The sequence below is a fragment of the Virgisporangium ochraceum genome (assembly GCF_016863655.1).
Taxonomy (GTDB): Bacteria; Actinomycetota; Actinomycetes; order Mycobacteriales; family Micromonosporaceae; genus Virgisporangium; species Virgisporangium ochraceum.
Map to the genome: position 1 here is coordinate 37,249 of NZ_BOPH01000153.1, position 14,969 is coordinate 52,217.

General features: G+C 71.5%; 7 protein-coding genes. 3 read left to right on the plus strand and 4 right to left on the minus strand.

All coding sequences use genetic code 11. The features are described 5' to 3' along the window. The first annotated feature begins 12 nt into the window (after positions 1-12). Positions 13-2,742 carry an Hsp70 family protein gene (locus tag Voc01_RS51140; RefSeq protein WP_203935086.1) on the plus strand — a complete coding sequence of 910 codons (2,730 nt, stop codon included), beginning with the start codon at positions 13-15 and terminating at the stop codon, positions 2,740-2,742. 34 nt (positions 2,743-2,776) lie between these two features. Here the strand turns inward: Voc01_RS51140 and ileS are convergent, their stop codons facing one another. After that, positions 2,777-5,890, minus strand: coding sequence for an isoleucine--tRNA ligase (gene ileS / locus Voc01_RS51145; protein WP_203935087.1), 3,114 nt, complete (start codon positions 5,888-5,890; stop codon positions 2,777-2,779). 339 nt (positions 5,891-6,229) lie between these two features. On the opposite strand from ileS, the gene Voc01_RS51150 reads away from it, so the two are divergent. After that, positions 6,230-8,722: a VOC family protein gene (locus tag Voc01_RS51150; protein WP_203935088.1), complete on the plus strand. Its 2,493-nt coding sequence runs from the start codon at positions 6,230-6,232 to the stop codon at positions 8,720-8,722. A 31-nt stretch (positions 8,723-8,753) separates the two neighbouring features. Here Voc01_RS51150 and Voc01_RS51155 read toward each other — a convergent pair whose 3' ends face one another. The 3 genes from Voc01_RS51155 to Voc01_RS51165 all read right to left on the minus strand — a co-directional run bounded on the left by Voc01_RS51155 (position 8,754) and on the right by Voc01_RS51165 (position 13,197). Then, the gene (locus Voc01_RS51155) at positions 8,754-9,113 is read right to left on the minus strand and encodes a DUF4233 domain-containing protein (protein WP_239161088.1); all 360 of its coding nucleotides are present in this window, start codon (positions 9,111-9,113) and stop codon (positions 8,754-8,756) included. Positions 9,114-9,147: 34 nt separating this feature from the next. After that, complete coding sequence (locus Voc01_RS51160) at positions 9,148-10,440, minus strand: bifunctional folylpolyglutamate synthase/dihydrofolate synthase (RefSeq protein WP_203935094.1); 1,293 nt, start codon at positions 10,438-10,440, stop codon at positions 9,148-9,150. A 144-nt stretch (positions 10,441-10,584) separates the two neighbouring features. Next, the gene (locus Voc01_RS51165) at positions 10,585-13,197 is read right to left on the minus strand and encodes a valine--tRNA ligase (protein WP_203935089.1); all 2,613 of its coding nucleotides are present in this window, start codon (positions 13,195-13,197) and stop codon (positions 10,585-10,587) included. Between the two features lie 371 nt (positions 13,198-13,568). On the opposite strand from Voc01_RS51165, the gene Voc01_RS51170 reads away from it, so the two are divergent. Continuing rightward, positions 13,569-14,495, plus strand: coding sequence for a hypothetical protein (locus tag Voc01_RS51170; RefSeq protein WP_203935090.1), 927 nt, complete (start codon positions 13,569-13,571; stop codon positions 14,493-14,495). Positions 14,496-14,969 lie beyond the last annotated feature (474 nt).

Consider the following 14,969-nt stretch of genomic DNA (forward strand, 5'->3'; position numbering starts at 1 on the left):
GGGGGAGGCGTCATGAGCACGGGATATGCGGTCGGTATCGACCTGGGGACGTCCAACACGGTGGCGATCGTCCGCTGGCCCGACGGCCGGACGCGGCCGGTGCTGTTCGACGGCCAGCCGGTGCTGCCCAGCGCGGTGTTCCTCGACCACGACGGAACCCTGCACGTCGGCCGCGACGCGCAGCGGATGGCCCAGCTCGACCCGGCCCGCTTCGAGCCCAACCCGAAGCGCCGCATCGACGAGGACGTCCTGTTCCTCGGCGACCGGGAACTGCCCGTCATCGAGGTGCTGGCCGCACCGCTGCGGGCGGTCGCCCGGGCGGTCCACGACACGGTGGGTCACCTGCCACCGGCGGTGATCACGTGCCCGGCCGCCTGGGGAACCCACCGCCGCCAGCGGCTCCAGCAGGCCGCCGCGGCCGCCGGATGGCCGCCGGTCAACCTCATGTCCGAGCCCATCGCCGCCGCGCGCTACTTCACCGAGACCCTCCGCCGCCCGGTGCCGCCCGGCCACGTCCTGGCGATCTTCGACTTCGGTGGCGGCACGCTCGACGTCGCCCTCGTGCGTAACGACGGCGCCACGTTCACCGTCGTCGGCAGCGGCGGCGCCGAGGACCTCGGCGGCCTCGACATCGACGCGGCGATCGTCAACCACCTCGGCCAGCTGCTGGCCGCGCAGCACCCGCAGGTGTGGGCGCAGATCAGCCAGCCCACCGACGAACTCGGCCGACGGCACAGAAGAGCGTTCTGGGACGACGTACGCGCCGCTAAGGAGATGCTGTCCCGGGCGACCACCGCGCCGATCGCGGTGCCCGGCGTGAGCGCGTCGCTGCACCTGACCCGCGACGAGCTGGAGCAGTTGGCCACGCCGCTGCTCAACCGGGCAACCGGCGAGCTCACCGCCGCCCTGCGCCACAGCGGCCTGCAGCCCGACCAGCTCACCGGCATCTTCCTGGTCGGCGGCACGAGCCGGGTGCCGCTGGTCAGCCGGCTCCTGCACACGTACACGGGCATCGCGCCGACGGTGCTGGAGCAGCCCGAGCTGCCCGTGGCCGAGGGCGCCGTCGCGGGTGCGGCGGCACCGGGGGTGTCGGCGCAGCGGGCCGCCGCCGCACCGGCCATCCCCGTGCAGCGGGCCGCATCGGTGACGGCGACGTCGCTGTCGGGCGGCGTACCGGTGTCGGCCGTCCCGTCGTCCGGGCCGCCCACGGCGATGCCCGTCTCGGCGATGCCGGTCTCGACCGCGCCGGGCGGCCCGCCCGGGTTCCCCCAGCCGCACGCCGCACCCGGCTACCCGCCGCACTCCGCACCGCCGCACTCCGCACCGCCGCACGGCGGGCCGCCGCACGGGGGGCCGCCGCACGGGGGGCCGCCGCACGGGGGGCCGCCCCATTCCGCACCGCCGCAGCAGCCGCGGCGCGGCCGGCGCTCCCGCGGCGGCCGGAAGTGGATCTGGGTGGCCGCGGTCCTGGTCCCCCTGCTCGTACTCAGCGTCGTCGCGACCGGCTACTACGCCTACAACCGCTTCCTCGTCACGCCGACCCTGTCCGACCCCCGCACCACGACGATCGGCGAGCTCGCCCCGAACGGCTTCCGCCAGGCGTTCGCCGCCGAGACCAAGGCGTACGCGATCGGCCAGCGCACCGACGGCACCGTCGAGGTGGTCACGATCGACCTGGCCACCGGCGCCGAGCGGCGGCACCGGTCGACGGTCACCGGCGAGTGGGAGAGCGCGCGGCAGATCGACAACTGGATCGCCGTGTTCTCGAAGCCGGCCGCGAACGGCACCAGGTACGTCGAGCTCACCAACGGCGTCGACGACCTGCACACGACGCTGACGCTCGGCAAGGACGACGGCGTCATGCTGTCCCGGGTCGACCGGATCACGCAGGACCTCGAGTACGTGGTCTACGCGCCGAGCGTCGGCAAGATCAGGTCCGGAACGGCCGGCAAGACCCCGAAGGAGAACGCTCCCCAGAACCTGCCGGCCGGTGCCCGGCTGCTCTCGGACCTGCGCGTCTCCGCCGACAAGGTCGGCGTGCTCGACAAGGACGGCGTGCTGTACCTCTACGAGACCGCGAAGAACAAGATCGCGTACGCCGTGGAGAAGGTGCCGCCGGGCACGCCGCCGAACCTGGTCCACATGCACCCGCAGGACAACCGCCTGTACTACACGGAGGACAGGGCGGAGTACCAGATCTTCAACGGCGCGGTCCCGCAGCTGACCCGCGGCCCGGCGGACCGCAAGCCGCTCTGGATCGGCAGCTGCAACCAGAACCCTGGCATCAGCTGCGTGATCGACCAGAAGGGCGACGACGCGTCGACCCGGGAGCTCGCCACGTTCGCCGGCTCCGAGAGGACCTTCCGCGCCAAGGTGCCGTACGCGAACGTCCCGGGCGTCGTCGCCGACGAGAAGAGCAGCCCGTTCGGCTGGCTGCTGGTCACCTCGACCGAGGGCGACGTCACGTTCACCACCACCGTCGAGACCGCCGACGGCGCGGCGAAGAAGTACGGCGGACGCATCTGGGCGATCGGCAACGGTCACGTGGTGTTCGTGCCCACGGGCACGGCCCCGATGGAGCCCCGCAAGGTCGCCATCGAGTCGATCTACATGGGCGACGAGGGCAAGACCGAGGCCAGCGAGGAGACGGTGCGCCCGGGCACCTGCCACGCCGACTACTTCCGGCTCGCCTGCGCGACCGAGGGCAACGCGTTCGCCGTCTGGAAGGTCAACAAGAGCTGAGAGGGGACGGCCCTGGCCGTCCCCTCTCTTTCGCTCAGATCTTGTGGACCAGCACCCGCACGGCCACGCCGTCGCCGGCCTCGCCCTCGAAGCCGCCCTCGACGGTGCCGACCGACACCGACCCGGCCAGCGTCTCGGCGCCCACGAACGCGCTGTGCGTACGCACCGCGTCGGCGACCTCGCCGTCGGCGTCGACGGTCAGCGTGATCCGGTCCGACACGGCCAGCCCCGCGTCGCGCCGGGCCATCTGGACGACCCGGACCACGTCGCGGGCCAGCCCTTCCGCCGCCAGCTCCGGGGTGACGGCGGTGTCGAGCACCACCACCCCCTCGCCGCCGGGAAGCGGCGCCGAGTGGTCGGCGTCGGCGGCGACCAGCTTCAGCTCGAACTCGCCCTCCCGCAGCGTGACCCCGTCCGCCACCGGTTGCCCGTCGACCAGCTGCCAGTCGCCGGCCTTGACCGCCTTGATCACGGCCTGGACCTGCTTGCCCACGCGCGGACCGAGCACCCGCGGCACGAGCGTCAGCACCTGCTCGCAGTGCCCGGCGAGGTCGACCGTGAGGTCCACCTTCTTCACGTTGACCTCGTCGGCGACGAGGTCGAGGAAGGGCCGCAGCTCCTCGGCCCGCGGCGTCGCCACGGTGAGCGCCGGCAGCGGCAGGCGCACCCGCAGCCCTTTGGCCTTGCGCAGCGACAGCGCCGCCGAGCAGACGTCGCGGACGGCGTCCATGCTCGCCACCAGCTGGGCGTCGGCGGGAAGATCGGCCGAGGGCCAGTCCTCCAGGTGCACCGACCGACCGCCGGTCAGCCCGCGCCACACCTCCTCGGCCGTGAGCGGCGCGAGCGGCGCGACCACGCGGCACAGCGTCTCCAGCACCGTGTAGAGCGTGTCGAACGCCTCGCGGTCGCCGGCCCAGAACCGGTCGCGCGACCGGCGCACGTACCAGTTGGTCAACGCGTCGAGGTAGGACCGCACCGACGCGCACGCACCCGAGATGTCGTACGCGTCCATCTGCGCGGTGACCGCGTCGACGAGGTCGGCGGTCTTCGCCAGTGCGTACCGGTCGAGGAGGTGCTTCGAGTCCGTCCTGCGAACGGCCTCGTAGCCCTCCGCGTTGGCGTACAGCGTGAAGAACGACCAGACGTTCCACAGTGGAAGGAGCACCTGGCGCACCGAGTCGCGCACGCCGCTGTCCTTCACCGGCATGTCGCCGCCGCGCAGCACCGGCGACGACAGCAGGTACCAGCGCATCGCGTCGGAGCCGTAGGTGTCGAACACGCCCTGGACGTCCGGGTAGTTCTTCAGGCTCTTCGACATCTTCCGGCCGTCTTCGCCGAGGAGGATGCCGTGCGCCATGCATGTGCGGAACGCCGGCCGGTCGAACAGCGCCGTCGCCAGCACGTGCAGGGTGTAGAACCAGCCGCGGGTCTGCCCGATGTACTCGACGATGAAGTCGCCCGGGTAGTGGTGCTCGAACCAGTCGCGGTTCTCGAACGGGTAGTGCACCTGCGCGAACGGCATCGAGCCGCTCTCGAACCAGCAGTCGAGCACCTCCGGAACCCGGCGCATGGTGGACTTCCCGGTCGGGTCGTCGGGGTTCGGCCGGGTCAGCTCGTCGATGCCGGGCCGGTGCAGGTCGTCGGGGCGCACGCCGAAATCGGCCTCGAGCTGGTCGAGCGAGCCGTAGACGTCGACGCGCGGGTAGTTCGGGTCGTCGCTCTTCCACACCGGGATCGGCGAGCCCCAGAACCGGTTGCGGCTGATCGACCAGTCGCGGGCGTTGGCGAGCCACTTGCCGAACGAGCCGTCCTTGACGTGCCCGGGCACCCAGGTGACCTGCTCGTTGAGCTCGACCATCCGGTCGCGGAACGTGCTGACGGCCACGAACCAGCTCGACACCGCCTTGTAGACCAGCGGCGTGCTGCACCGCCAGCAGTGCGGGTACGAGTGGGTGTAGGAGTCGTGGCGCACCACGAGCCCGCGTTCCTTCAGGTCGCGGGTCACCGGCTTGTTCGCCTCGAAGACCTGCATGCCCTCGTACGCCGGCACCAGCGCGGTGAACCGGGTGTGGTCGTCGACGGTCACCACGGTCGGGATTCCGGCGGCGTTGCAGGCGTTCTGGTCGTCCTCGCCGAACGCGGGCGCCATGTGGACGACGCCCGTACCGTCCTCTGTGGACACGAAGTCGGCGCCGAGCACCTGGAACGCGTTCTCCCCGCCCGGCTCCACGAGGAAGTCGAACAGTGGCGTGTACCTGCGCCCGACGAGCTCGCGCCCGAACACCGAGCCCACGCGCGTCATCGACGCGAGCTCCTTCTCGTACGCGCCGACGCGCGCGGCACCGAGCACGTACTTCTGGCCGTCGTCGGCGGCGAAGACCGCGTACTCGATGTCCGGACCCACCGCCAGCGCCAGGTTCGACGGCAGCGTCCACGGGGTGGTGGTCCAGGCGAGCAGGTTCTCGCCGGTCTCCAGCCGGAACGCCACGGTCAGGGCCGGGTCCTGCCGGTCCTGGTAGACGTCGTCCATGCGCGTCTCGGTGTTGGACAACGGGGTTTCGCAGCGCCAGCAGTACGCCAGCACGCGGAAGCCCTCGTACACCAGACCCTTCTCGTGCAGGGTCTTGAACGCCCACATGACGCTCTCCATGTACGGGAGGTCGAGCGTCTTGTAGTCGTTGTCGAAGTCGACCCAGCGGGCCTGCCGGTTGACGTAGCGCTCCCACTCGTTGGTGTAGCGCAGCACCGACTCCTTGCAGGCGGCGTTGAACTTGTCGACGCCGAGCGCGAGGATCTCCGCCTTGGTGGTGATTCCGAGCTGCTTCTCGGCCTCGACCTCCGCCGGCAGGCCGTGGGTGTCCCACCCGAAACGGCGCTCGACGTGCTTGCCGCGCATCGTCTGGTACCGCGGCACCACGTCTTTGACGTAGCCGGTGAAGAGGTGGCCGTAGTGCGGCAGCCCGTTCGCGAACGGCGGCCCGTCGTAGAAGACGAACTCGTTCGACCCGTTCTCGCCCGCCGGCCGTTCGGACACGCTGGCCTCGAACGTACCGTCGGAGTTCCAGTGCTCGAGCACGCCCCGCTCGACGGCGGGCAGGTCCGGGCTCGCGGGCACTCCCGCGACCGCGGCGTGCTTCGGGTAGGACATGTCGGTGGCTCCTCGCTGTCACTGCTCCAACGTGCGAGGACGAGCCCTGGTGGAGGCCCGCGGTACCACCCCGCTTGCCATCCACGAGAATGGATGGCCGCTCATTAGGCCGGCTGTGACGGGCCGCCCCGTCCGGTTCTAGTGAGACCCTTTCGGATCTGTTCTTCCGGAGGCTCGCCGGTGATGGCCGGGTCGACGCCTGTGCGACCAGGATACCCGAGCCCACGGCGAGCCTTCATCGCGATTACCGTTGACCACAGCTTTCGCGACCCGCGCCTGGGGCCTAGCCTCAAACAAAGCCCGTGGGAGGTCACATTGGCTAACGGCAATCGGCTGAGCATGTCGTACGGGCGTAAGTTCACCGCCATCGCACTGGGCGCGGTCGGTCTGTTCATCGTGTCCTACGGCATCGGCCTGGGCAATCCGGGGATCATCGCCGTGGGTGTGGCAGTCGGCGTGCTGGGCCCGGCGCTGCTGGTCTTCACCGCCGTGCGCTCCACCGGCCGCCAGTACATCTACGGCACCGCCCACGTCTACAGCGCCTCGCCGCCGCCGTCGTCGGGCATGGTCGGCCGCTGCGAGCTGCACCTGTCGGTGTTCGCCACCGGAATCGACGGGGTCGCCGTCCGCGTGCTCGACCCGGCCGTCCCGGTGAGCAAGTGGCCCGACGACGGCGCCACCCTGCCGGTCGAGGTGGTCGCGAACAATCCTCGCAAAGTGCGGGTGCTCTGGGACAAGGTCGTCACCCACGCCCAGGCCGCCGGCGAGGACCTCTACCCGCAGTACGTGGAGGACCTCCCGCCCGACCTCGACGACGAGTTCGACGACGACCTCCCTCCCGACGAGTACCTCGACGACGACCTGCCCCCCGTTCCCGTCGGCCCGCCGCCCACGCCGCCGCCGAACATGCCCACCGGCTCCACCACGATCGCCGCCGGGAGCGCGGACTTCGCGCCGGTGTCGGCGCCGCTGCTGGTCGAGCCGGCGGCCGCACCCCCGCCGGCCGCGCCGAAAGTCAAGGTCGTCGCCGGTTCAGCTCCTGAAGGTGACGCCCGTTCCCAGACCCGGGAACAGCCCCACACCGCCGACCGGGTGGGTCCGCTGGGTGCCGACGTCCGCGCCGATCGTGACCGCCGCAACCGCGCCTACGTCTCCGAGACCTACGACCCGGACGACGACGAGACCCCCGAGTACTGGCGCGAGGACCGATCCGACGAGGCGGCGCCCTCCGCTGCGTCCTCCGCGGCAACCACCGCCGCCCGCGCCGAACCCGCCACCGACTCCCCGAAGCCCGTGCTGTGGGCCACCGACCAGGAAGCCGACGAGGGCCAGACCCCCGACCGAGCCTCTGACCGAGCCTCCGACCGCCATGAAGCCCTCGACGACGAAGACGACGAGGACGACTACGGCCCCGGCGGCGCAGGCCCGGGCGGCGACGGCCCCGGAGGTTCCGGCCCCTTCAGCACCGGCCCCACCGGCACCGGCCCCCGCGCCACCTACTCCGGCGCACCCAGCACCCCCGGCACCTCCGGCGGCCCCGGCACCTCCGGCGGCCCCGGCACCTCCGGCGGCTCCAGTGGCTCCGGCTACGGCGGCGCCGACTCCGGTGGTACGCCGTTGGCCGCGGGAGCCGGTGGCCCGGCCGTGTCCCTGCCGCTCCCCCGCCGCCGCCCGAGCCCGCACCTGCGCCGCCCGAGCCCGCGCCAACGCAAGGCCTCCGACAGCGAGACCGGCGACCCCCGGGCCACCGCGTCCGGCGGCATCAACCCCGTCTACGTCGCCGAGTCCCCGTCGGAGCCGCCACCCGACTGGCCGCTGACCCCGCAGCCGGCCCAGTCGGGCACGTCGCCGTCGTCGGGGCAGTCGGGGCAGTCCGAGGTCCAGCCGATCCGTCCCGAGTCGCGGCCGGAGCCCGACTACACCGAGATCGTCTCCGGCACGGTCGAGGCGGGCTCCAACGGGTACGGCGAGGTGCTGACCGGCTCCATCGTCGACGACCACGCCTACTCCGACCGCAGTGAAACCGACCGCATGTCCTTCGACCGCGGCAGCTTCCGGGCCCTGGAGTTCGACCTGCCCGACCATGGCTCCAACGGCTCCACGCCCACCCGCGCCGCCGCCCGAACCATTCCCACCGACGAAGTCCCCGCCGACGACCCCACTGACGAAGCCGCCGGTAGTGGTGACGACCCCTTCAACGTCGTCCCGCTGCGCGTCGACGGCGCGCCCGCGGCGTCCAACGGCACCGTCCGCCGGTTGACCCCCAGGACTCCGGTCGAAGCCACCGACCCCGACACCGATCCCCCCGCTGGCGCCGATCCCCACGCCGATCCCGAGGCCGAGGCTCACGCCGACCTCGACCCGGACGACGAGCCGGACGCCGCCGCTGAACCCGACGCCGACACCTTCGCGGCCGAGGGCGACAACTACCTCGCCGCCCCGTCCGCGGGGCTGTCGAGCCTCGGCTCGGGCGGCTTCAGCGTCACGCTGTTCGTGCGCGAGCTGGCCCGCTCGGTGGCCTTCTACCGCGACGTGCTGGGACTCCCCGAGGTCGACACCGGCAAGACCTCCGCGGTGCTGGCGCGGGGCGAGTCGCGGATCCTGTTGAAGCGGGTCACCGACCTGCGGCCGGTCGACCGGCGGGTGGTGCACCTGAACCTGGAGGTGCCCGACGTGCAGGCGGCCTACGACGAGCTGAAGGCCAAGGGTGTCGAGTTCGTGCACCGGCCGAGAGTGGTCAGCCACGGCGAGCAGTTGGAGCTGTGGGCCGCCACCTTCCGCGACCCCGACGGGCACGCCATCGCGCTGACCCACTGGGAGATCCGCCGCTGAGTCAGCGGCACGGGAGTCAGCGGCACGGGAGTCAGCGGAGCACGGACCGCCGCACGTGGAGCATGTACGCCCACAGCAGGGCGAACAGCACCCCGAGCACGCCGAGCGCCACGTGCAGGAAGCTGCTCGCCAGCAACGTCACCGGGATGGCGATGGCCGCGTACCAGGCCCAGTCGCGCTTGAGGAGTCCACACAGGACGATCGCGAGGGCGGCCAGTACCGCGATGACCACCACCGCGGCCGCCGGTGCGTCGAGGCGCACCAACGGCACGATGCCCATCAGCAGGATCAGCGCCATCGCGGCCAGCGCGCCGGCGCCGGCGCCCCGCACCGCCGCCGGCGGGTTCCGCAGCCCCGAGGGCCGCGCGTCGCCAGGGTCCGGGGCGCTCACCGCACCACGAGCTTCCGGGCGTCGGTAACCGTGCTCACCGCACCAGGAGCTTCCGCGCGTCGGCGACCGTGACGACCGAGCCGGTCACCAGGACGCCGACGCCGCCCAGGCCCAGTTCGATGTCCTCCTCGGCGAGCGCCACCGCCCGCTCGATGGCGTCGGGCAGGTCGGTCACCGCGTGCACCCGGTCTTCGCCGAAGACATCGACGGCCAGGTTCGCCAGTTCCGCCGCCGGCATCGCGCGCGGAGACGTGTTGCGCGTGACCACGACGGCGTCGACGGCGGGCTCGAGCCGGTCGAGCATGCCGCGCACGTCCTTGTCCTCCAGCACCGCGAGCACCGCCACCAGGCGACGGAAGTCGAACTCCTCGCCCAGCGCGGTGACCAGCGCAGCCACGCCCGCCGGGTTGTGCGCGGCGTCCAGCAGGATGGCCGGGGCGCTGCGCACGCGCTCGAGCCGGCCGGGCGACGTCACACCGGCGAAGCCCTCCTGGACCACCGACGCGTCCAGGGCACGGCTGGAGCCAGCGCCCAGGAACGCCTCGACGGTCGCCAGGGCCAGCGCGGCGTTCTGCGCCTGGTGCCCACCGTGCAGCGGCAGGTGGATCCCCTCGTACACGCCTGACAGGCCCTGCAGCGTCAGCACCTGCCCGCCGACGGCCAGGGAGCGGCCCAGCACCCCGAACTCCTGGCCCTCGCGGGCGATCGTCGCACCGACCTCGGCGCAGTGGCGCAGGATCGGCTCCATCGCCTCCGGTGGCTGGGTGGCGCAGATCAGCGTCGCTCCCTTGTGGACGATGCCGACCTTCGCCAGCGCGATGTCCTCGAGTGTGTCGCCGAGCCACTCGGTGTGGTCGAGCCCGATCGGCGTGATGACGCACGTGCGCGCCTGGATGACGTTCGTCGAGTCGTCGACGCCACCGAGGCCGACCTCGACGACGCCGACGTCGACGGGCGCGTCGGCGAACGCGGCGAACGCCAGGGCGGTGGTGAGGTCGAAGTAGGTCAGCGGCTCCTCGGCCTCACTGTCCACATAGGACGCGACGGGCTGTACCTCGCGGTAGATGTCGACGAAGCGTTCCTCGCTGACCGGCTCGCCCTCGATGCTGATCCGCTCCCGCACCGACGACAGGTGCGGGCTGGTGTACCGGCCGACCCGAAGCCCGTGCGCGCGCAGCAGCGAGTCGACCATGCGCGCCGTCGACGTCTTGCCGTTGGTTCCGGTCAGGTGCACCGTCGGGTACGCCCGCTGGGGGTTGCCGAGCAGGTCGAGTAGCGCCTCGATGCGGCCGAGGTCGAAGACCATCCGGGTGTAGCCGCGCGCCATCAGTTCGGCGTCGACCCGGCGGAACTCGTCGCGTGCGTCAGCCACGGGGAACCACGCATCCGTTCACGCGCACGCGCCGCTGTGCGGCGCCCGCGCGCGTCGCGTCGTACCCGGCCATCACCATGCGCGTCTCCCCGACGCTTTTCACAGCGCCGCGAGCGCGGCGTTGATGCGGGCGATGTCGCCTTCAGCGGCGGCGAGCCGGTCCTTGATCTTCGCCACGACCGCGGCCGGCGCCTTCTCGACGAACGCCGCGTTGCCGAGCTTGCCCCGGCACTGCGCGACCTCCTTCTCGGCCGCGGCCAGGTCCTTGGCGAGCCGCGCGCGTTCGGCGGCGACGTCGATCGACCCGCGCGTGTCGAGCGCGACCGTGACCCCGCCGGCGACCGCGAGCGTCGCCGTGGCCGCGAAGCCCTCGCCGGCGTCGTCGAGCCGCGCCAGCGACCTGATGAGCGACTCGTGCGGCGCCAGCCCGGCGGCCGCGAGCCCGTCGAGCCGCGCGGCGACCCGCTGACCGGGCTTGAGCCCCTGGTCGGCGCGGAACCGGCGGACCTCGGTGACCACCCGCTGCAGCGCCTCCAGCTCCGCTTCGGCGGTGGCGTCGTGGAACGAGGTGTCGGCCTGCGGCCACGCGGCCACCACGATGGACCCGCCGCCGGGGTTCAGCGCGGTGCGCAGCTCCTCGGTGACGAACGGGATCACGGGGTGCAGCAGCCGCAGCAGCGTGTCGAGCACGTGCCCGAGCACCCGGCGGGTGGTGTCGCTCATGCCGGGCTTCGACAGCTCCACGTACCAGTCGCAGACGTCGTCCCAGGCGAAGTGGTACAGGGTGTCGCATGCCTTGGCGAACTCGAACCGCTCGAAGTAGTCGTCGACCTGCTTCGTGACCGTCTGCAGCCGCGACAGGATCCAGCGGTCGACGGTGTTCAGCCCTGAAACAGTGGATTTGTCGCCGAGAGAGGCGACGGACGGCAGGTCACCTTCGACGGTCGCGCCGTTGATGAGCGCGAACCGGGTGGCGTTCCACAGCTTGTTGCAGAAGTTGCGCGAACCCTGGCACCACTCCTCGCTCACGGGCACGTCGGCGCCGGGGTTGGCGCCGCGGGCGAGCGTGAACCGGGTGGCGTCGGCGCCGAAGCGCTCGATCCAGTCGAGCGGGTCGACGACGTTGCCGAAGGACTTGCTCATCTTCTTGCCGTACTGGTCGCGCACCATGCCGTGCAGGGCCACGACGTCGAAGGGCTGCTTTCCGTCCATCGCGTACAGGCCGAACATCATCATCCGGGCGACCCAGAAGAAGAGGATGTCGTAGCCGGTCACCAGGACGCTCGTGGGGTAGAAGCGCTTCAGGTCGTCGGTCTGCTCCGGCCAGCCGAGGGTCGAGAACGGCCACAGCCCGCTGGAGAACCAGGTGTCGAGGACGTCCGGGTCCTGCGTCCAGCCGTCGGGCGCCTCCTCGTCGGGGCCGACGCACACGACCTCGCCGTCGGGCCCGTACCAGACCGGGATCCGGTGCCCCCACCACAGCTGGCGCGAGATGCACCAGTCGTGCATGTTGTCGACCCACGCGAAGTAGCGCTTGGCGAGCTCGGGCGGCTCGATGCGCGTGCGCCCGTCGCGCACCGCGTCGCCGGCGGCCTTGGCCAGCGGACCGGTGTTGACGAACCACTGCAGCGACAGCCGCGGCTCCACGGTGGTCGAGCACCGCGAGCAGTGGCCGACCGCGTGCACGTAGGGCCGCTTCTCGGCGACGATCCGGCCCTGTTCGCGCAGCGCGGCCACGACCGCCGGTCGCGCTTCGTACCGGTCGAGCCCTTCGAAGGGACCGGGTGCGGTGATCACCGCACGCTCGTCCATGATCGTGATGCTGGACAGCTGGTGGCGCTGGCCGATCTCGAAGTCGTTCGGGTCGTGCGCCGGGGTGACCTTCACCGCACCGGAGCCGAACTTCGGGTCGACGTGCTCGTCGGCGACGATCGGGATCCGCCGGCCGGTGAGCGGCAGCTCGACCGTCTTCCCGACGAGGTGCCGGTACCGCTCGTCGTCGGGGTGCACGGCCACGGCGGTGTCGCCGAGCATCGTCTCGGCCCGGGTGGTGGCGACGACGATGCTGTCGTCTCCGTCGCCGTACCTGATCGACACCAGCTCGCCGTCGTCGTCGGTGTGCTCGACCTCGATGTCGCTGAGGGCGGTGAGGCAGCGCGGGCACCAGTTGATGATGCGGTTCGCGCGGTAGATCAGGCCGTCGTCGAACATCTTCTTGAAGACCGTGAGGACGGACCGGGACAGCCGCTCGTCCATGGTGAAGCGCTCACGGGACCAGTCGACCGAGTCGCCGAGCCGCTTCATCTGACCCAGGATCTTGCCCCCGGACTCGCCCTTCCACTGCCAGACCCGTTCGACGAACTTCTCCCGGCCGAGGTCGTGGCGCGACAGGCCCTCGCCGGCGAGCTGGCGCTCGACGACGTTCTGGGTGGCGATGCCGGCGTGGTCCATGCCGGGCAGCCACAGGGTGGCGTAGCCCTGCATCCGCCGCCGGCGGATCAGGGTGTCCTGGATCGTGTGGTCGAGCGCGTGCCCGACGTGCAGCGACCCGGTGACGTTCGGTGGCGGGATGACGATACTGAACGGCTCGCCCTCCCCGTTCGGCGTGAATACCCCGGCCTCTACCCAACCCTCGTACAGCCGCTGCTCTACGTCGGCGGGCTGGTACTGCGCGGAGAGTTCGCGTCGCTGGGTGGTCGAGGTATCGGTCACAGTCCGAGTCTACGGAGCCGGCGGGGTCGGTTGCCGCCCAGGTGGGGCGCCCACCCGGCCATGTGTCAGCCCACCGGCGAGGCGGTTCGCGCGGTCTTTCGGCTGGCCACCGGCGCACAGTTGGCCGAGGTTGCGCACGGTCCGGTCCGCGACAATAGGTGAATTAACGTTCTGTTCGACGCCTCCGTCGTTACAGGACGTCCGCAAGCGCTGGACCGGGAGGTTGGCAGCACGTTGTTACCGTCGTAGATCCTGCTGTTGAGCAGGGGATCTGTGACGTGACGCACTTCCCGCGGCCGTTTCCGGCATGCCTTCGGTGCGCCGGCGCTGATTCGAACAGGAACCATGCACCAACCCCGTGGAGGGCCCCCGTGACCTACCCCCCGTCCGGCCAGTCCTGGAGCGGCCAGCCCGAGCAGAACCAGCCCCAGTACGGGGGTTACTCCGGCGGCGCACCCACTCCTCCGCTCAGCGGACCGCCCCACACCCAGGGCGGCTACGAGACTGGCGGCTACAACCCGCAGGAGTCGTACACCACCGAGCCCCCGATGTCGGGGCAGCCGTACCAGCAGCCGTCGTACGACCAGGGTTACGGCGCTTCGTATCCCCCTCCCGCGTACCAGGGTTACGCGCCTCCGCAGCAGACCCCGTCGTTCGTCACGCCGACCCCGCCGAGCCGCAACCGCGGCGGCATGCTGGCCCTGGTGATCGGCGGCATCGTGATCCTGCTGGTCCTCGTGGGCGTGGGTGTCGGCCTGGCCGTCACCTCGGGCGACGACGACCCGGTCGCCACCCCGACGCCGGGGGCGTCCTCGGCCAGCCCGTCGCCCACCGAGGCGGCGGAGTATCCGGCCCGGATCGACCTGCCGACCACCGTCGCCGGCCTGACGAAGGTCACCGACAACGCCGCCCTGAACCAGACGGCCAACGAGACGGCGCAGCAGATCAAGGTCGACACCAACGCCGACAGCGCGATCGCCGCCTACTACGCCCCGTCCGGCGACCTGACGAAGGTGGTGGGCCTGATCGGTGCCACCGGTCGCATCACCGACCCGGAGGGCGAGCTCGAGGACGCCTTCACCGGTGAGATGGGCGTCACCGGCATCCAGGACGTCGACGCCGGCCCCCTGGGCGGCACGATGCGCTGCGGCACCACCGCGAACAACGGTCAGGCCCTGACCGTCTGCGGCTGGGCCGACGGCGGGAGCCTGGCGCTGGGCATCTTCCTGAACCGCTCCCAGTCGGAGAGCGCCACCCTGTTCAGCCAGATCCGCGGCGAGATCCTCAAGCGCGGCTGATCTGTTCTGTTGTTTCGGGCCCGGTACCAGCCTTGGTACCGGGCCCTACGCGTCTGGCACAGATGCGGATGAACAACGCACCGCCACGATGACGAACCGCTCATGGTCGCGGAGAACGCCTCGGCATCGGGCGCGTCGACCGGGCCGATGTTGTGTACGACCTGCGGCCGATATCGGTCCCCGTCCTCACCGAACTCAGCCCGCAGCGAGGCCGCGACCGGGGCGGCGCGGGCGGTGAGGCGTGCGGGTGATCGTGAGAGCCGCAGCCAGCAGCTTGACGGTGTCGGCGCCGCCGGCCGAGCCGAACCGGCCGCAGCTGCCTGACCCGACGTGGGCGTGGGCGGTCGACGCCGCGGGCAAGTTGCTCCTGCAGGGCGCGCCGCCGCGTGGATGGGATTCCGCCCCGGGGATTCGAGTGCGGACATGGCGATAAACAGCTTGGGCCGCCCCGTAATCGGGGCGGCCCAAGCTGTT